Below are 20,006 nucleotides of genomic sequence, written 5' to 3'. Positions count from 1 at the left end.
ACCCGCACAGCGCTTTAGGATATCAATCCCCGCGCGAGTTCATCAGCTCGCAATCTCAAACCTGAGCATGTCCGGTCTTTTGGGGGCAACTCCAGTTGCCCATCTCTTTGTCATTTCCGCGCATGCGGGAACAGATGATGACTGTCATCTTCGCATTTCGACGACTCACCTTTGGCAAACTCAGGCGCGGCGTGCTGTTCTGCATTCTGGCGCCACGATCGCGACGCAATAGCCAAACGGATGACCACCTTTTCGCCAGCCGTTACGCAGCGTAAAGTCCTCGCGAGTTAGCGGGAGGTTTTGCGAGTTTCAGCACCTGATTAGCAGGGCTCATAACCAGAAGGCCGCAGGTTTAAATCCTGCCCCCGCAACCACTGAGACTTGCAAATTTTGCCATGCAGACCGGCTTCAAGGCCGGTGCGGCGATCTTCGTGTTTGTCGAGCATGTCGTCGAGCGCGTTCCTTGCCGCGAGCCGATCTTGTCGATCGCGGTTCGCATGTTGTCGTAGATGCCGCGCCGGGGGTGGAAGACGCGGAAAGAATGGCGTCGAACAGCATCTCATGCGTATGGTTGTCTGCAGTCGGGCTTGACCAAGACAACCAGGTACGCGACCTAATCAGTTACTCCGTCAATATCGACCAAGAGGGAAGGTACAGGTTTGATATCCTTGACAGGGAAGACACGCTGCCGATTCTGCTTATGGTTTCTGGCGGAACCTGAGGTCGCTTATGCCGATGATTGCAAGGGCTGAGCCTCCATGTGTCTGCCAACAGGTGACGCCTTGTCCCATGTTTCCAAGGTATCGCGGAAGAGTCGGTGATCGTGCGGCCGAATCTAAGCAATCAAAGACATCGCCGCCCATTTTTCGGACTCCTCTGCAAGCTCGCGCTGAAGCTGTTCAAGCCCATTGAACCATGACTGCGCCTGAGTGTTTTTCTTCATCTGCGTGGCAAGAAGTTCCATATCGGGTTTCACCGTCATGTCGATGAAGTACCCCTTTCCGAACTTATCTTGCGTCATCTCCGCCATAACGTGGCAGCCAGCCATAGTCGCACGAAGTTTCGGGCTGAACAGGTGCCCGCAATCCTTCATAGTCCTATCCTCATCAAGAATTCTTAACGTTTCCTGTACAGCAATCATCGCCCAGATGAACGCAACTGCGTTTTCTGGCGTCAACTCAATTTCGGTGTCATTAACACCTTCCATAGCCACGAATTCCTTGATTGCGTCAGCCTGATCCCTAAGCGAGCGTGGTACATCATTTTTGAAATTTTGAATTGCGATGTTGTCGTTTCTTACCTGAAGACCAATCTGTTCCCGGTGCCTAGCAGCTTGTTCTTCATCGCTGCTCTGCATCTGCATGATCGTGACAGCTGCAGCGATCAAAGCCAATCCACCACCGATCAAGCCCTGAAAGTCATAAACCCAGCCGCTCACGCCGCCGTCCGTATGCGGGTACATAATCGTAGGAACGAAAATACCCACAGCGGCCAAAATAGCGAACACGATCAATATCCGGGTCATCGTGGTCTTCTTCATTGCAGCCGGTTCCTTCAATTCTGAACATACCGGACCAAGATCTGGATCGCTGCAAGCCACACAAAATGGGTATTAGTGACCTCCTTCCTTGCAGCCATCAATGTCGCCAAGAACACGGGTCGGGCTTGACGACGATACCTGCCGGGCCAAGCTCATCAACATCAGCGGAAAGGCGTCTGGCCAGGACACGTCCGAGGAAGAGCGCCAGAGGGTGCTGACCGTCTTCCGCAACGAAGGTTTTGTGCCGACTGTGAACCTGCACCGGCCGCATAACCGACTGCAGCTGACCGGCAAATACGCGTGGCGGATGAGTATTTCGCCGCTAGTCAGACGATCTTCTGGGGCTTTAAGATAGGGTAGGAAACAATTGCATCGAAGTACCGACCGGAACGGGGCGAACTAGGTCTGATACGGGTGAACGAAGAACCCTCTACCGAAGTCCGGATGCCCGTTGCGGAAAACCTGCCGCAAGGCAGGGATTCTGCCGTGAGCGAGCTGAAGACAGCTTGAGGGCGAGAACGCGTGACGGAAGAAGATCATCGCAGATATTGGACCGGGAGATGACAGGGCTGACGCCACTGGTCTTTCTGGGTCTTTATATTACTCCGAACGGATAGCTTTTCGAGTTCAGGTTCCAACATTATATTTCTAGTTGATACGGGTCATCTAGAGTATCAGCCGGATGACAAATGCTAGGGAACGCTCTCAGATATATTTGGGGAATTCTCAGACGGTCTCCCGAGCTTAGACCACTCCTTGCCTTGATAAGGTTCGCGAGGCTTAAGTTCCGTCGTGTGGTTCGCGACCGACCTTATCTTGCGTTGGGCGCAATTGCCTGTGTGTGTATTTTCATTGTATTCAATCCTGAGTACTCTCCTTACGTGCCCGAGCCGGAATGCGGCTATGTGCAGCTTGAAGATGGACAGCTGTACGGGAAAACGGGGAACGAGCTTATTCTAGGTGGTGCTCGGCCGTGCGAGCCCCGCACGATTCAAGCACTGGAATTTTACAACCATAGCAACGTCGAGCTCGAGCGGAATGGTAATTTCGTGCCTGCGGTTTCTGCTGGTCTTTTTTTGCGAGAAACGGCCAGAGACGTTAATATGAAAAATCATTGGCACGAGTACACACTATTCACGGAGTCAAACAATTTTTTATGGGTCCCTGCTGAGTCGGGAGGGGAAATGAAAATAGAACAATTTGTATTCGATAAAGGAGAGTGCACAAGTAAAATTAGTTATGAAAATCAAAATGTAGATTCAGAGATAAGAGAAGGTGTCGTAATAAGGAGTAGAGGACTTCGCTCTGATCCTTCGATGCCATATGATACATGGCGAAAATGCAATTTCGGCGCTCCAGGGAAGAAAGGATTTGAAGAGTGCAATTACATGATGCTTGAGTTCTTTCTACCCGTCGGCACTCCTCGACAAAGGTGCCCGGCGAAAAGCATTAATGACATATGGCGGGGTGGCGGAACCAAGAAAGCTGTTTTAGCGGAAGGTGCATCGTACAATACTCTTACAGAACTTGCTGCAGCTCGATGGGACAAGGCGCGCATAGCTCCTGTCGCCATCGAAACATACAAGCGCCTTACGAGCAAGTTGCCCAAGATCTGCATGCGTTGGATCAGAACGACCGACGCCGAGCCCAGCGGCTGGGAGGAGTTCGCAACCGTTGCTGCACTCTGGTGTGACCTATGACTTGTCGGCTTCTTCGCTCAGGTCCCTTGCCAGGCTCTGGGCCGCCTCATCTGTTATGCTCCGGTGCGGCTGGAAGCGCGATTCCGCCGCTGGAGGATCCGGGACGTGCGCGCGCTTGTGCATCTGGTCGAACCGGCCGAAGGGGGCGATATCATGGCGCGTGCCGCGAATGACGCAACCGGCGGCTGGCTGCCGGATCCTGCCAACTGGCGAGCCGCGTTGCTTGTCGTCTCGGGGCTCGCTGCGCTACTTCTCTGCGTTCTTCTCGCGATCTTCTCCGGTCCGAAGGAGTTCACCAGCGCAGAATGCGAGCAAGCCCAGACAACTGCCATCAGGAACCTGGCTGACGCCGACACTGCTAACGACCAGGCGGGAATCCTGCGTATCGTGGACGTCATGCCGGAGGTGACGGAACCCGGCCGGAATATCTGCATCCTGGTGGCCGGTGTCGTCTCCAGGGAAACGGTGGATGAGCGGCAGAACAACGTCACGACAAGAGAGCGAGCGCTGGAAGCGAGCGAAGCGAGGCTAGAAAAGGCAACGACCGACGGCAAACCGGCCAGCGAGATCACCAGGCCTCAAAACGCCGTCGACAAGGCGAAGGCCGATCTCAGCACCGCGAAGGCCGTCCAGACGAAGCCGCTCGATCCGGTGCCGCTCTCAGTTTACCTCAACGACAACCTCGCCTCGTTTCTCACTGTGCAGGCGCGAGCGACAGACCAAGTGCAGCGGCTCTACTTCCCCTTGTGGACTCCCGAGGACGCGTCCGACGCTGCGACGAAGTTTTGGCGGGAACTGTTGCGGGGGGTGGCCTTGAGCGAGCCCTTCGGCAAGCGCCACGTGGATATCGGTCTGTCACGCGTCGAATCGACAGCCTCCGTGCCGGAGACTGCCCGGAACGGCAACATTGGCCGGTTCACGATCTACGTTTTCTCGCCATGGCCGGTGACTGTCGGGCTACTATCTTTGGCCCTGCTCACCGCCGCCTTCTGCGCCTATGCCGCGCGGACGTCGCTCCTACGCGACAACAGCCTGACCTGCCGGGATCTTCCGGGTCGGATCCAGGACGCGCAGCGCGAAGAGAAGCGACGGCAGCGCGAGCTCGAAGCCGCCGTGGCAGACCTCGCCACCGCGCCCGCAGACCCGGACAAGGTCGCTGCCTTCACCGCCGCGCGGAGCTCCTTCGATGCCGCCAGCGCCGAGATCGGCAGGCTAGAGACGGCACTGGACGTGGATCCCGTGCACCGAAGCCAGAGGGTCCAGCGAATGAGGCTGGATTGCTTCCTGATCGAATTGCAGGAGGAGGTCGCGAAACGACGGGCCGCATGGGACGCCGCGCAGTCTGCGCGCGATGCAGCCGAGAAGACCTTCGACAAGGTAAGCGGTCTCACCGTCGCACAGGCTGCGCTCGACCAGGCAGAGGCCGCCCTCGCTGACGCGCCTCCGGGCGCCTCGACGAAGGCCCGCGACGCCGCCGCGGCCGCAAAGGAGCAGCTCGTGTCGATCAATGAAACCCTGATGAAGGCAACCGAAGCGGAGCTCGAAGCCGCCGGCAAGGAAATGAGGGAAGCTGTGTCGGGTCTCCGACGAGAGCAGGCCAGATTCGACGAAGCCGCTCGGCTATTAGCAGACGCCGAGAAAGCTCATGGTGACGCGGAACTGGCCGCCAGCGCAGCGGCAGACAAGGTGGCCGAAATCCAGCGGGGTTTCCCCGCATCGCGCTTCGCCGACTGGGCCGTCGGCCCCTACAGCCTCGGCCGCACCCAGATGGCCTTCTGGCTCTTCCTAGTGGTCGCCGGCTATGTATTCATCGCCATGAGCGTCGGCCTGTTCTACGGTATCCTCACCGAAGAGATTCTGATGCTCATCGGCATCAGCGGCGCGACAGGCCTCGGGTCCGTCCTGATCAATGCCGGCACCGCCGAGGGCCTCACATCTCGCGGCTTCACCAACGACGTCCTCAGCGTCGATGGCGCGCCGCAACTGCAGCGCATCCAGGCGGTCGCTTGGACGCTGATCTTAGGCGCCCTATTCGTCTGGATCACCGCGCGCGACTTTCGCCTGCCTGCGTTCGACCCGACGCTACTCTTGATGATGGGGCTGGTGAGCGGATTCTACCTCGGCTTCAAGTTTCAGGAGGGGGCGAAGGGAGAGGCACCCAAGGGAGATGGGGGCAAGAGCGGGGGAAAGCACTAATGGACCGGCGGACCGGAGGCGGCGCGCTCGCGGCGCTCTGGCGCGCCTTCGGGCGACACACCTGGGGGTACTTCGAAGTCTGCCGCCAAGAAATCCATACGGCTGGGCGTCAACTTCTCTACAATACCCGCCCACACCTGGCAGACAACCGCTGCGGACCGCTTCGCAGCCCCTCGATCGAGGTTTCGAACTGCTCACGAGCTTCACTCACGCGGGATTGGTCAGAGATCAGACCAGCCGATGGTCGGGTATGTCGTTGTCATGTTCACTGACAGATATTTTCAACTTGCACTGGAGAGTCACCGCATCTCGTTTAGTCCGTTGGCCTTATCCAAGTACGCCGCAGGCAGCGTAGAATTCAACCGGGCGAGAGACGTGGTTTCTACAAAGTAAGTTTCACTGCTTGTTGCACTAGTTTCGCGATGCCTCCAAGCCCGGCTGATGCCACCGTTAAGACTCCTTTGTCACTTTCTTGAAAGCGGTATAGTAGCCAGAGAAGAACAGGCTTTATTGCCGGACTGAATATTTTAGAAGACGCAAATGTAAAAGCGCTTATGACACTGAACATCGACCATATGCATGCTGTGACTGCGGCGAATACGACAACAATCAATGTGTCGAAAACGCCTTCGAAAACACATTCGATGCAAGGTGGCGGCCCCAATTCGGGCGCTGGCCCAAAGATACGGCCCAAGAGTGCATCTGCTGGCTCCAAGAATTCAATGAAATGCGAGAGCATCAGCCCTAGCAGTAGGAACAAGATGAGGACCACGATCGCTTTCAGCACAATCGACACCCCACCGACGAAAGCGATAATTGATAGTCTTAAAATCGATGTGGATGACGCTACATATCCAAGAAGAACGATCGTTAAGTTTAGCATAATCCAATCGAAGACCGCGTTTGGCGGGATCATCAAAATAAAGTAACCCGCATACTCGGCATTGAATGAGTCAATTAAATTTAATTCCATGAATAGCAGCGCGACCAAAAAAAGCGCGAGTGTACTTAGCAGTACAGAGCGCCATATCCGCCGTACGGAATACCAGGATTTTCCGGTGTACTTCAGAAGAATCGCCCTTACCCTGACCGCGTCTCTGGCGACTAGACCTGAAAAACTGCTGTCATCCAGTCGAATCCACCACTCAGCAATCCTCTCCCGCATAGCGGCGCGCGCTGTTGGGCCTATAGCCCAATCGGTGAAGGCCAACGCCGCGCAAATTACGGCAATCCAGTAGAAGAAAGCGTCGTCGAAGTCTTTGAAGAATTCTGCCATGCGCGTCCTCACCGCGTCTTGTTGCGCTCTCAATCGTGCAGCGTACTATGGAACCCGAACTCCCTCTAGCTGCCGATTTGGAGCAGTCTACCAGTGGGCTCTGTTGTTGTGCTTGGTGTCTACGGGTGATGGTATCGACGAATTTGTCAGATAGGCGATCGAGGCCGCTTGCAGCGGCCGGATGCTGATGATCGACGCGCACGTACTCATTTGCTACCTCAACGGTCCGGAGGTGGATAAGGCCGATCTAACGTGTTTGAGCTAAAACCCTTAGCTATGCAGCAGGGCGACCACAACAAATGCAACACTACGTATGAGATCCTGCCTTCATTGCCCGAAACGCTCAGCGCCGCGGATGCTGTATATCCGCAACGGTGCGCAATGCTCGCCCCCCGGACGGCCCGGAAAATACATCGGCGTTGCGAACGACGTCAGCAAACATGATACCGGTGTCTTCGACTATCTTCGCCACAGGCACCTGAAAATTTTGACCAGGTTTCGTGCTGTTCGGGCCGACGGGCAAACGTTCGAAGGGAATGTTGAGCGCGTAGTCCTGCTGGCTGACCATGTAGGCACTGGTATAGAGATTGTTGCTCTTGTCAGTTAGGGCAATGACTTTCCAGAAGAATTGCGGGATCAGAATTCCCCGGTGCTCTTCATCGTCCGAGCGGAAAAGGGACCAGAGAAGACGGACGCCCGAACATCCTCTTCGTCCGTGTTGTAGAGCAGGAAGTTCTCCAGCCCCTGCCACAGTTCTGCGCCTTGATTAAAGCCCCAATACTGCGGTGAGCAATTGGTCCATTGGAAAGTATCGTCATTTGCTTGCTTGGCCACACGAATGTCGCCCCAAACGGGATCGAGGCGGCGAACGAGATGGGCACGGTCGAAATAGTTCTTCGAGGGCACCGGCTCGCCACCATATAGCTCATCGCCGTTTTGCAGTTCCTCGGGCACGCGAGGGTCGTAAAACCAAACGTCGGTTCCTCGCTCCAGATTTGTCCAGCGCGCACCGTCAATGTTCACGGCAGTGTAATACGCCATTTTGCGTTTGGGGTTGGCGTTGAGGACGACCGAAAAATGCTGATAACGCAGAATGTCATCATCTACGCCGGCAACCTTTGCCGGCGATCCATGCCGCAAGGCATTCGGTCCAAGTAGCGGCAGCGGAATTTCGATGGGTAGGAACGTTGGCAGATATCCTACGCGTCCATCGAAGTGTGTGGCCGGGTGGGTGTGCCGCGTCGGTCGGCGCCTCGCTTCGGTGGCGACAACGCGCAATGCCGGTGCGGCCACGAGCGGCGGACCGATGATGCTCTCTCCTGCTGCCGTGCCGGCAAACGGTTTGACCCCCGTGGCATCGGCAATCAGATCATCGAGAAGAGTTGAGCGTGCGAAGCCCGAGGCTGCAGTCTGCTGTTTGGCATCAGCGATGAGCCTGGATATACGAACTCCCTCGTTCGCGAGCCAATGCACCTTTTCAACGGGCAGGTTAATGGCAACCCTGGCTGGCGCGGTCTCTTTTTTGTCGCTCAGCAGCCAGCGTTCCTCGCCGTCGACAATCCGGCGGTCAGGAACACCCGCGTGGTGCAAGCAAACCACCTGCCAGGCATCTGTGAACACAGCTGCCCCCGACGACCCGTTTGCTGTATCGGACGAATACCACAGGAAATTGTCGCGTTCCGGGTCCGCCTCATCCCCATATTTGACGAACTTGTTCTCGCGCAGGGAAATCCGCTTCGTCTTGGCATCGGGATGTTGAATGATCGTCGCGAATTGGCCGACCTCAGTCTTGCCGGTACGTGCGTCGAGGCGAAGAAAACCAAAGTCCGAGATCGGCGTGGTGCCGTCCTCGCTGCTCTCTGCAATCGCAACGATCGTGTAGTCCAGCGCGTCCCTCGGGCTCGCCACGAAACCGTCCTGCGGGGTAAGCCGGAAGCGTGTCGCACGCTTCAGCCGTCCTTCGGCATCGAGTTCATAGCCGAATTCTACTGTTGCCTTGAGTGCATCTGCCTCGGTGGGAATGACGTGACTGTTGGTCAACAGCATCCGCGGACCGATCAGAAAACCCGTTCCCCAGCCGCTGCCGTCACCGACGGGGGCCGGAACGTTGATCCTGCACACCGCCCTGGCGGCCATCAAACCGCGTTCGAGATAGTTGATTTCGACAAGGTCGTTTTCGCCGATGAGGGATTCAAAGACGTCGAAACTCACCCCGGCCCCGGCCCTTGCGCGGTGGACGACCTGCTCGATCAATCGCTCGGGATTGATTTGAGGCGTGGCCTCACGGCCCGCTGCGATTTGCTTGACAAGTTGCTTGTCTGCGAATTTCGAGATTTCCATCGCCAGCCCTCCAACCATGACGAGAAGTACATCAGGAAAGCAACAATGCCGTGACTGGCCTCCTCGCAGACGGCCGATCGCCGAACCAGCGGCGCCCTGCAGTCAAGAGAGGTCAGCCGACACCGCGACCAAGAGCGCAGTCGCGAGCCTTCGCGTTCGGTTCCAGCACCGAGTAGAGCGACGACCACCACTTTTTCTCTCACCCGCCAAAACCACAACGCCACGTCTTCCGGCAATCAAAGGCCAAACGACAAGAGCTTGGCACTTCCCGGTGCAACCGAAACCATGTTCTCGGCGGGAATACCGCTGTCGTGAAATGGTCTGACAAACCTTATCGGGGTTCCGTTGATATGAGTCAGCTGGCCTGCCCACGCAAGCTGATAAAGGCTCTTAAGGTCAGCCGTGTCGTTGGCACTCAACTCGCTATCGGCACCATAGTTCATAATGCTGAATCTCTGGTGCTCACCGAAAATGACGGCTGGCCAGGCGCTTTCGTCCATTAACGCAAAGAAGTGCCGCAGTCCAAAAATATGGCCAATCTCGTGAATGAGCGTTTCTACTTGCTCCTCTCGATCCTGGGTAAACATCTTTGGATAGAGGACCAATTTATGTCGTCCGGCATCCGGGAAAAACGCGCTGGCCAGGACGCACCCGCTGATATCGCAATTGTCAGCCTCCCGCATCACGATCTCAAAATCCCACGCATCGTCCCGCCGGGTGAACTTCACAGGTGCCGCGTCCCCCCATGCCAAGATGGCTTCGGCCATGAGCTGCTCGACGGCAGCTTTGGCCGCGTCGTGGTCTTCAAACTCCTGAAAAGAACTATCTCTGAACCGCCAACGAAGCGTCGTATCTTTAGCCCAAAGCGGAATGAAGCCCTCTGACGCATCCACTGCGATTTCGAACGGTGATCGACTGCGAGGCGTGTCGTATCCTCTCCGTTCCGTGTCGCAACGCACACCTTTTCTGATGAGGTGGACGTGTTCGTGCGGCGCTCGAGCCTCCTCCCTGGGCGACCGCAACTTAAAGGGATCGGTCGCTTCAGTTGACTTGACGGATAGCGCCTTCGCTTTACTTCGTGCCATCGAAAGTTCCTCCACCTATAGCCGGGACCTGCCTACTGGGGGCCGAATCCCCAATTGTTGCAATTCGTCAGACGTACCGCGGATTGGCCGCGATGCTGTCTTCGCCTAAGCCAGACCAGTTTCTGATTGCATGGACCCCGCCGAGCGGAACGCTGCGATGCCGGCATCGATGTTGCGTTGGCGGTTTCTCAGGATCGTGGTGCCGGCATGGACATAGCCGGTGCCAGCCAAAATACTGTCCACCGGTTCGTCGGCGGCAAGTCCGCTTAGGATCCTGTCAAACGGCACCGATCGGCTCCGATAGTTCCTGCTGACGAAATAGCCATGGACGATCGCCGCGAGCAAACGTGCCTGCCGTTCGGGATCCGTGGCTATCCCCGGTGCGCGAAACAGATCGCGATAGAGGGTCCTGCCGTCGACCCTCGCCACGGATTTGTTCCGAATCTGACCCAGATAGAGAGTATAGCTCTCGATGTTGTTCTCGATGGGCATGGGCAGGTTCCACGGCGGCGCCTCCCGGCCGATCCAGAAGGCGATATTGTTCGGCAATGGATACAGGCCGACCTCGCCGTTGGAATGACGGAAGCCCGGGTCAACACCCCCAGCGCCCAATCCGGCCTCGGCAAAGGTGATGACCCAAAGATCGACCGCGGTCAGCGGAGACAGGTCCGAATACTGCCGTCCCTGCCGGTCGTTGACTTCAGCGAGGAGGCGGGTGAGGGGCACGCGATTGCCGGAAAGAAAGCCAGACTTATCCAGCCCCCGCCAGGTCAGTCCGTCCGACCAGGTCCGGCTGGGCTGCACATCCCGGCCGGTAGGTCTCTGCGCCTGTAAAGACGTTCGGGGTGCGTTACCAGGCGTCAGCACGGCATCGACAATTTCATTCAGTCGCTGCTCCGATGTCCTTTCGCCCTCCATGTCGAGCGACAGCCTCAGCACCGCTGGTCGATTGTCGGAAAGCTTGCGAGTGAATTTGTCGACCGTGCGGTTCTCTACCACTTGGAAAAGTCCGCCTTTATCACCGAGCAGAGCAAGATCGGAGGTGGCGTAGACGTTTCGGATGCTTGAAGACGGCGAACGTAGATAATTGACCGCGCATCCCCGCTGCTTGTCCGATGCCGAGATCGGCTCATAGCCTCGGTTTCGCAGCGCATCTGCGTCCCCGCGCGTCAGCGGCGGCTCCAAGTCGCCCCCCACGATCCAGTCGATGGTATCGCTGCGCTCGGTGATCGCAAGATCGATCGCCCGAACCAGCAATTTCGAGGCGAGGCGCCGCCGCATTTCGTCGGAGCGGGTCGCCTGCAGGCTTATCGGAACCACATTCACTAGCCTTTCGCCGGCATCGGGTGCCCCGACCTGAAACAGCCCCGGTGGAGCTTGAAAGACCGGTCCTTGATTCTCCAGTTCCGGGACGATGCGTGTCCAGGCGTCGGAAACGGCGTCGGGCCATTCTGCCTTGACGCATGAGACCATCTTTGGCCTCCAGATGACCGCCGTTGCGATCTGGCGCATCTGCGCATCAGGTTCGCTGAACAGTGTCTCGAACGTCTCGCCAAACCGATCGCCAAGGCCCTTCACAATCTCATCCACAGCCACGGGCGGCACGTCGGTCAAGCACCAGAGGTCCTGGTTGAGGTCGGCCATGGCGGTCACCGCGCCCTCGACCTTGCCTGTTGTACCGGCTCCGTCGATCAGCCAGTGCAGGTTCCAGAAGCCGATGTCGATATCTTGCTCGGACCCCAGATAGATTTCGCGGACGCGGGCGACATCTTGTCGCGACGTGCTTCGCCGGCCCAGAGCACCGTAGATCCCTGTGAGCGTATCCGATCCTTCGATCTGCTCCAGGATTTCTCCAGCGCTTTGGGCATCCTTGTCGCCGCGGTGCATGCGCGATTCGAGGTCGAGGGCGATGGCAGAAATCTTCACTCCCTCGTTTCCCACGCTCACCGGCCGCCCGTCAGACAGCTGAGGTGGGACGTTGGGGTAGAGCACCTTGAGCGCCTCACCGGTCTGGCGCGCATGGTGCAGCGCCACCAGGCGGCCGTTGCGGTTGAACACACAGGCACCGGACGAGCCGTAGTCGGTGTCAGCGGCATACAGGATGCTGAGCGAGTTCACCGCAAGAAGTTCGGTATCGTCAAGCGAGACTTCCTTCAGGCGCCCTCTTGGATGATGGATGACGAAGGTCGGCTCAAATGGATTGATCATGAACGAACCACGTTCCATGCGGATCGTCCCGAAGCGCTCCGACGCCTTCTCCGAAATCCACACGAAGGTATAGTCGAGCCCCCCTCCGGCAACAGGGCTGGTGATGAACAAGCGGGACGGCAAGAGCTCGAACCGTACCGTTGGCGGCTCGGCTGTTCCAGCGTTGGCAAACAGCTTGTCACTCGGCCATTCGTAGTCAAACTCAGCGGCCGCCGCCCCAGCCACCGCGACACTGTTCAGAACGTGGTGGTTGGTCAGCAGCAGGTTCGGAGCGACAAGGAACCCGGTGCCCGTCCATCCGCCGTCGTTGCGTATACCCTGAAAGTCGGTTTGACCCCCCGGCACGACGATCCGAGCGACCGCGCGCCTGTGCTTGGACAGGAGTTCCAGAAGGCTCGCCGGAACGGTATTCCAGTCGCCGACTTCGGCCTCCAGCTGCGTGTCCCGCAGCGCCTTCTGCCGGGTGGCGGTCCACCCCTCGAGCATGCGCTCGGCGTTGGTCACGCCGGCGTTGTCGGGGACATCGGCAAAGGGTTTGGGATCGCTCCAATCGGAGATGAACGGCACCGTGCCGAGGTCGTGACGACTTCTGGACAAGGCAGGATGAAGCGTGGTGACCATGGCTGGGCCTCCTGATCCGAACTGGGCTTCAGCCGTTCCAGTCGGCGTTGGAACCTCGGGTATCCACGTGGATGAATCCTTGGCGGGGATAGCGCCCGATACCTCCGGCAAGTTCCGGATTTGATCGCCGCACCTCCATTGCGACCTGGTGCCACCGGTCGACCGTTCCGCTATCGCAACGCCAGTCTATGGCGTTGAACTGCATGTGCCGGCTGTTTCGCTCTCCGCCAACGCAGCCGTTGTAGGCCGCATTGCGGTAGCAAGAGAGAATACGGATCGGCGCACCCAGCCGTTTGCGGATTTCGTCAAGCATCCGGGCGGTCTTGGCAATGTTGCCCCAGAGATTCTCTGGCGGAAGGGCGTTCCTGCCGCTGCACCGGGCGCCGGGTGCATTGCTGTTGCCCAGGAACAGAAATTCTGCCGGAACGAAATGCCTTAGTCCAAGGCCGCGGATGAAAGCCTCGTACCTAGCCATGTCGAACCCCGCACTCTCGACCCCGGCGAAGAGTGTGGTGAGTGCGCCGGTATCGGCCTCAACGCTTCTACCCATGTCGGACACGTTGAAGCCCGTGCCGGGATCGACATATGCGAACTCATGAACGTCATTCCCGACGTCATCGGCACGCGTGCCCAGATCGCGCGCGAGACCCTCGGCGATCTGCCGCGCGAGGTCGCCGTCGCTGGCGGCCATGCCATCGACCGGCAGTGCGTATCCGCCTACCCATCCGCTGGCCTCCGCCTCGGCCGCGCCCAGATATGCCGGCACGCTTTGACCTGCCTCCAGGGCTCCCAACTCGATCGCGTCTCCGATCTCATCGGACGCGGTTTCAAGAGCAAGGCTCTCTACGCCTGCACCGAGATAGGTCTCGATCCCACGGGCTAGCGCCCGGGCGATCCGGTCCCGGTATGCCTCCGTCTTCAGTTTGCGCTCCTCGTCCGCCCGGTCGAGGAAACTGACCTCGTGCAGGACAGCGGCTGTGCTAGCGGCGTGGCTGCTGCCGTTAATGACGCCGAACACTCCCTCCTTGATGCCGCCTGGATGGCTGGCATTACGATCGTGCAACCCGAGCTCTCCCACCATCGCCCGCTGCACGGCCAGGCACAGCCGGCGCGAAGCGTCGGTATGGTCGGTATGGACGAATGTCTCGGTACCCTGGGCGTTGTGTCCCGTCGAGGCATTGAAGTGGATAGAGACGAAAACTGCAGCACTACGTGTCCGCGCTAGTGCCGCGCGCTGTGCGAGCGAGAGGTTGACGTCACCGGTACGCGTCAGGAAGACTTGATGTCCGTGGCTTTCGAGATTGGCCTTGACTCTTCCAGCGACGTCGAGGGTCAGCGTCTTCTCGAGCGTGCCGTCAGGGCCGATGGCGTTGTTCCAACTTGATCCGCCAACCTTGGTCGGAGGCGGCGCGCCGCCATGACCGGGATCGAGCACAATCACGCGACCGGTGGCCTCGAGGCCGAGGAGGGCCACTCCTGGCGCCATTCTGGTTACGGGAATCGCAGCGCCGGCGGTTGCGAACTCCAATGCCCCCTCGGATGCTAGCTCGGCGATCGCGTCGCGGAACGCCTGGGCCGCTCGACCATAGCCTGGGTTCTTGGGATGCAGTTCATCAAACCAACTCGATCGCCCGCGATCCACCTTGCCGCGCAGATCGACAAACCTGAAATTGGAGAACTCGCCTTGCAGCGCTCGCAACTGCCCGGCGAACCGATCCAGTACCGACTCGACGATCGAGCGCCCGATGTCGAGGGGAATGCCTCGCTCGGTGAGGGGCTTGCCAATCCAGCGGCCCTCTCCCTGCGGATGAGGTACGTCATAGGCGTGTCCGAAGACCTGAACCCTGGGGAACCGTTGACGCACTTCCTTGAGGATCCGTCGATACGCGTCCGTTGCCTTGCGCAGCTCGGTCTCGACAAGCGGTACGTTTAGCAGGTCGTCGGCAGTCTTGCCTGCGCTGTAGGTCAATAGGAAGCTGGCAAACCGCCCGCCACCGAGCATGTCGTTGCCGCCGCCAGAAAGAAGCATCACCGTGGCCGCAGTCTGCGTAAGTGCATCGACGTACTCGCGTCGGTCGGCCATGTCACCCAATAGGTCTCCCGCGCCGCTGAGAGAGAAAATCGCCTTGTCCTCGTCGCGGCTGAGCTGGTCGATCGTGTCGTCGAGCAGCAGCGGATACTGGAACCAGCTGTCGCCCTCCTCAACGATGCGCAGCCCGTCGAATCCTCCGGCAGTCTTGCGGCGATACGCCAGCCAGCGCGTCGCGCGGCCGATCCGGTTGGCCCAATTCATCGCCGCATCGCTCTCCACCGCGACCTCGGCGAGTTGGCGCTTGATCTCCGGGCGCAGTTGAATTGCCGCGTCAAACGGCTTGTCCGTTCGTTCCGCTGGTTCGTAGAGATCGTTCAACAGCTTCTGAAGCGCTTCCTCGTCGCCCTCGGCGACTGCGGATTCAATCTTTCCCTGAACTTCGGCGGCGATCGACATCATGCCCTCCACAGCGAAAGGTAGTTAAGGTCCACTACATGTGGACCGGTGAAAGAATCAATCTGATGGTTGAAGCATTGGCTCAACCAGTTGCCGGGGTGGCCCGCATATATCCGGCAAAGCGAGTGCCGTCTTGCTCGAATGCTTCGAATTGACCCAGTCACCCAGGTCGGTCTGCATGGCGATGAACAGGGCGAGCGCACGACGCGCAACTTTGCCTGGCATGTCACCTTCAATGGTGGCGCACTTGAACGAAATCTCAGCAACGGTGGGGGCCGATCGCTCCGCGCCGAAGTACCATAGAGTTAAGGCGAACTTTCCGACGATGCCGGCACCCAACCTCACGTTGGCACCCTTGACGACGAACTCGCGGATCGTCGGACCGCAGTCCAGGCCAGTGTCGGGCGTAGACTGTATGCTTGTTGAGGTCCCGACAAGCTCGAAGATCGTTGGAAACAGCACGTGAACACCCGCCAGGGTGCGCTGGGGATCCCTCCAATCCGCGGGTTGGGTTGTCGAGCGCGAAAAACGGCTACGGATCGAGCGCTGATCGGGGACGACGACCGAGCGCTTTCCTGGCAGCGGATCGTCGACCTCGAGCGGCGCGATGTCCTCCTCAAAGCTCGAGCGGGCGCGATCGTCGCTGCCGCGCAGCTCCGTCGCTGCGACGACGAACAAATCGGCCATGCGCAGCTTGAGCGTGATTTCCGTACGAGCTCCGGACCTGCTCTGGCCATGAACCTGCACGCGTTCACGAAGCGCAAGACTGGCTCGGGTAAGGGCACAATCCGGTGTATCCCAATAGCGGACCGTACGCTCGATCGGCTCATCAAACCGCCCCTCGTAGCGCGGTTCACCTCCATCGCGCAGCCCTAGACGCCTATCCATGAGAGGCTTCATCTGATTGTCCCAGAAAGCCTCTGCAACCGTTTCCAGGGAGGCGTCCCGAAAACGCTCGGGGCTCAGCAGTAGCTTGTATTCACGCCCGTCCAACTCAGGTCGCATTGGCCCGTGCTCCTCCGACATGCTTGAATGAACGTAGCGATTGCGTACAGCTGTGAAGTCTGTGCCGTCCCTTTGTCTTCCAGAAAACAGCAACTGAGCCAGTTTCCTGGCGATCACGGTTCCACTAGAGTGGTCGTGCCAAGCTTTGGCTCTGTTGTTCCCTGAGTTGGAAAGGTAAAAAATCGCTCCTCCTCGATACCGTTCAACAGGAAGAGGAACGCAAGTGCGGTGGACATACTGTGGTCTTTGTTGGGGCCGTGGAAATAGGCGTCGAATTTCGCTTTCGCTAGCTTGCGGAACGAGAAGAATTCATACACACGTCGCTGCACCAACTCCGCAATGTCCTGTCGGCGCCGAACTACCTCTAGCGTATCCTTCGGCAAAGGCTTCGCCACCATGATTGCATAGGGTTCATAGGTGAGATCGCCGGCGCCGCTCTCATTGTCGACGACGCATGTGGCACGATGCTGCTCATTCCAGGTGTGCAGCTTGCCCAGGATGATCTCGCGATCGCCAAGATAGACCATGCTGGGAACATTCTTCCCGGTGCGCAGCTTGCAGAACCAATCGACTAGATTCGTATGTGTCTCGAAAGAACAGAACCGATAGACCGTCCGGTTCCACCGGCTATCATCCGGATTGCGTTCGGCGTCGTCGCAGCTATCCCCAAGACGCCCGACGAGCCAGTCGGGAGCACAGTCGACCGTCCCTTTCTCGCGACAGGCTTTAACTTGGGTAACGGTCTCTGCCCAGAAGTGTAGTGATTTCTCCAGCGGCTCTTTCTTAGATCCGCTCACCGCTCCCAATCGCACCTTGATAGAGGCCTCCTCTTCACTTGCCACTCGCTCCACCTCCTTGAGGAGGTCCTTGTACCAATCTTTGTGCCATCGCATCTGTGTCCCCAAAGGGGGAAGTCTGGCAGTCCGGCGGGCCTCTTCAGTAATTCCGCGTGCTATGGAAGCTGTCTCGCACATGGTGGCGAGCTCGGTGCGTTCGTCGGGGGGGACGACCCCGAAGCGATCAATCTTGCATAAGTGTTCCGCAACATTTGCCGCCGTCGAACTCTCGACGTAGCCGATGTAGACTGAGCTTCTCGGGCCTCGATTTCGCCGCTCCAGATAGGAAATACCTGTTGCGAAGACGATGGGAGAGAATGTGGCTGATGCGGCGCGTTCAGGTTCCGAGAAGCGCATTGTGACGGGATCGCAAAGCACATCAATCTCGCCTGTCCTCAGCAGCTTGAAACGGTCAAACGCCGTGACCTCAATCTCTTCAACCGAGTAGTCGCCGCCGTCGAAGATCCAGTAACAAAGATCGGCGAGAAAGCCTCGGTAAAGGGGCTGATTCCCAGCCAGCTTTCCACCGTCGACACTAACCTTGTAGGAAAAAGGCTCAACATCGGCACGGAATCCTATCTTGATCTTGTCCTTGGTTGGCGCCACCTCTGCGAGGGCGATGGGGCTGGGGGCGTATGCTAACGCGAGCGTTGCGGACAGGACCGCAGCCGTTCGCACTCCGCGACCGAAAAACGCGCGGCGCGGACTGCCGAATACAACTGCGGCTAGGAAAGCCAGGATTGGCATCACGAAGAAATCCAGCCCTGCGTAAAACTGAAAACAGCCATCGGCAAAAAGATCGGCGAGGAACTTCCCATTTTTCGTACACGCAAAGGCGTTGTACCAATAGGCGAGATGTGAAGCTTGGCATGCCAAGACCAACAGCGCACTGCATATTCCATAGAAGAGCGCCGAGCGGCCATCGGCTCTAGCGTCGCCAGCGATGAGCGTGAGCCACACGAGTGGAATGGTTATTAATGCCATTGAAGGAAAGAACAGTAGAAAAGGGTTCGCGCCAGTGACAAGAAGGGCCTGGAAGTTGCTTACGTCCCGGGCGATGAAAAACGCCCACAACGCTGCCACACCGCTGAGGCATATCAACGAAACGACCACTGCCATGATGACGATGGCGAGGCGCTGCTTGGCATATTCCGACCGGTGCTGATGCGCGTGGGGGATCCACTTCCGCTCGTCGTAGTAGTATTGACGTGCTGCGAAGGACACGAGGAGGGGAAACCAGAAAACGGATAGGAGCAGGAGGCCATAGAGACCGCCGGTCGCAAGTACGACGCGTAGGCTATCTGGCATCGCATTCGGCGACAGCGGAGGATGAAGGCCCTGCCAAGTAAATACTCCATAGATCGGAACTACGACCAGAATACAAATCAGAACGCCGAATTCCGGGCCGGTGCCGGCAAGATTCGGTGGGTCGGTTCTTCGCAGTAATTCTGTGAGGCCATGGTCCCGGACAAGCCCGTTTGCGTTGGCAGAAGGGCCTACACAACTCGGATCGCGTTCAGCGTAGACCGCCAAGATGGCCGTTAGCTCGTCTCGCAAGTTGTGTGCGCGCGCTATAGTTTCTGCAACATATTTCCGTCGTCGTACGGCCTTCACTTCGCCAGGTGCAGGCTCTTCCTGGACGCGCCTCTCGAAATCGTCGAGAAGTTCCTCCCCTTTGTTGGCAAGGTCTTGCTCCATATCGCGTACCGCATCAGAAACCTTGGAGTCGGGCCAAGAGCCACGCCCACCCCTTGCCCAGGCGACCAGGAGTTCTAACTGGGCTAGCATGGCCAGTCCTCGCTCGAGCTTACTGGGACTAAGGCTATCGCGGATCCAGGTGTTGTCCGTCTTGCCGTGGATGACGTCCAGATTGCGGCTGAGATCCTTAACCAGGCTTGGCGCTTCGACAAGATCGCCGCTGGCCGCAGCATCGAGTAGATTGACAAGGTTACGCGTCGTCTCGCGGATCCTGACTGGAATTCCGACTGCGCGATAGGCGCGCTGGAAAAGCCACCCCTCAGCCGCCCTAAGCTGGGGGATGAGAGGTGCGAGCCCAGCAAAGCCGAATGCCAGTATGAGCGGCCATTGTGGACTTTCAAACTGAAGTGAACTTGTGTCGACCTGTATTCCCACGACATTGAGCGCATTCAGGGTCTGGACGATGAGTTTTCCGAAGAATGTCATCGTGATGTACAAAAAGAGTAGAGTTATCAGATAGATGAGATAAGCTTGCCGAAGCGCCGCGGCGCCACCCAGATCTGCAACTTCGACTTCCTTCATAACCCGATAGCGAAAATCCCGGGCGGCCGTTTGGCGGCTATTGAAGCGGTCCCACGCGAAGTAGGTAATGAAAAGCCAGCCTAAGATAAATGCGATGACAAATTGCCGGGCGAACTGAACGCCCATCATTGGAATCTGCGGCACGTCCTGGACCTTCAGGCTGCCATAGTTCCAGAGGGTCTCGGGCACACCAACCGGCCATGAATCAGTCATCCCCGTACGCCTTTTCAACGACAGGACGGTACGAACCGAAAGAATTGGATCTTAGAACGGAAGCGTTATCCGGCGGCCTCAGAGCAGGTTGCCGAGCATACGATCAACAGTTCTGGATATTCGGATTGCAGGGGTTGCCGGCGTGCACATCACCACCAGCCTCAAAAGTAAACACCCCAATAGTCAAGCATGCTACAAGTATTCGCAGAAGCCGCATG

At 58.1% G+C, this 20,006-nt stretch carries 10 protein-coding genes and 1 pseudogene; 3 read left to right on the top strand and 8 right to left on the bottom strand.

Features of this window, described 5'->3' with window-relative positions; genetic code table 11:
- Positions 1-232, top strand: a 232-nt coding sequence (locus tag GGQ64_RS27650; protein ID WP_210300371.1) for a hypothetical protein, incomplete at its 5' end; no start/stop codon positions are given.
- Positions 233-835: 603 nt separating this feature from the next.
- Here GGQ64_RS27650 and GGQ64_RS22610 read toward each other — a convergent pair.
- Complete coding sequence (locus GGQ64_RS22610) at positions 836-1,540, bottom strand: hypothetical protein (RefSeq protein WP_183807600.1); 705 nt, start codon at positions 1,538-1,540, stop codon at positions 836-838.
- Between the two features lie 689 nt (positions 1,541-2,229).
- Here GGQ64_RS22610 and GGQ64_RS22605 point away from each other — a divergent pair.
- Together GGQ64_RS22605 and GGQ64_RS22600 are read left to right on the top strand one after the other, a co-directional pair.
- Positions 2,230-3,240 (top strand): hypothetical protein, encoded by a 1,011-nt coding sequence (locus GGQ64_RS22605; RefSeq protein ID WP_183807599.1) that lies wholly within the window; start codon positions 2,230-2,232, stop codon positions 3,238-3,240.
- 105 nt (positions 3,241-3,345) lie between these two features.
- Positions 3,346-5,436 (top strand): HlyD family secretion protein, encoded by a 2,091-nt coding sequence (locus GGQ64_RS22600; protein ID WP_183807598.1) that lies wholly within the window; start codon positions 3,346-3,348, stop codon positions 5,434-5,436.
- A gap of 382 nt (positions 5,437-5,818) precedes the next feature.
- Here the strand turns inward: GGQ64_RS22600 and GGQ64_RS22595 are convergent, their stop codons facing one another.
- The 7 genes and pseudogenes from GGQ64_RS22595 to GGQ64_RS22565 all read right to left on the bottom strand — a co-directional run bounded on the left by GGQ64_RS22595 (position 5,819) and on the right by GGQ64_RS22565 (position 19,788).
- Positions 5,819-6,712, bottom strand: a complete 894-nt coding sequence (locus tag GGQ64_RS22595; RefSeq protein ID WP_183807597.1) for a hypothetical protein — start codon at positions 6,710-6,712, stop codon at positions 5,819-5,821.
- Positions 6,713-7,055: 343 nt separating this feature from the next.
- Positions 7,056-8,758: pseudogene (locus tag GGQ64_RS22590) on the bottom strand (DNA/RNA non-specific endonuclease).
- A 530-nt stretch (positions 8,759-9,288) separates the two neighbouring features.
- On the bottom strand, positions 9,289-10,137 hold the full coding sequence (locus GGQ64_RS22585) for a matrixin family metalloprotease (RefSeq protein WP_183807596.1): 849 nt from the start codon (positions 10,135-10,137) through the stop codon (positions 9,289-9,291).
- 105 nt (positions 10,138-10,242) lie between these two features.
- Entirely contained in the window at positions 10,243-12,966 is a 2,724-nt protein-coding gene (locus GGQ64_RS22580) for a trypsin-like serine peptidase (RefSeq protein ID WP_183807595.1), read from the bottom strand.
- A gap of 28 nt (positions 12,967-12,994) precedes the next feature.
- Positions 12,995-15,454, bottom strand: a complete 2,460-nt coding sequence (locus tag GGQ64_RS22575) for an N-acetylmuramoyl-L-alanine amidase (RefSeq protein ID WP_183807594.1) — start codon at positions 15,452-15,454, stop codon at positions 12,995-12,997.
- Positions 15,455-15,511: 57 nt separating this feature from the next.
- Positions 15,512-16,459: a hypothetical protein gene (locus GGQ64_RS22570; protein ID WP_183807593.1), complete on the bottom strand. Its 948-nt coding sequence runs from the start codon at positions 16,457-16,459 to the stop codon at positions 15,512-15,514.
- A gap of 113 nt (positions 16,460-16,572) precedes the next feature.
- On the bottom strand, positions 16,573-19,788 hold the full coding sequence (locus tag GGQ64_RS22565) for a type 2 periplasmic-binding domain-containing protein (protein ID WP_183807592.1): 3,216 nt from the start codon (positions 19,786-19,788) through the stop codon (positions 16,573-16,575).
- Positions 19,789-20,006 lie beyond the last annotated feature (218 nt).

The organism is Mycoplana azooxidifex, from assembly GCF_014196765.1.
GTDB lineage: Bacteria > Pseudomonadota > Alphaproteobacteria > Rhizobiales > Rhizobiaceae > Mycoplana > Mycoplana azooxidifex.
This window is presented reverse-complemented; position numbering and strand designations above follow the sequence as displayed.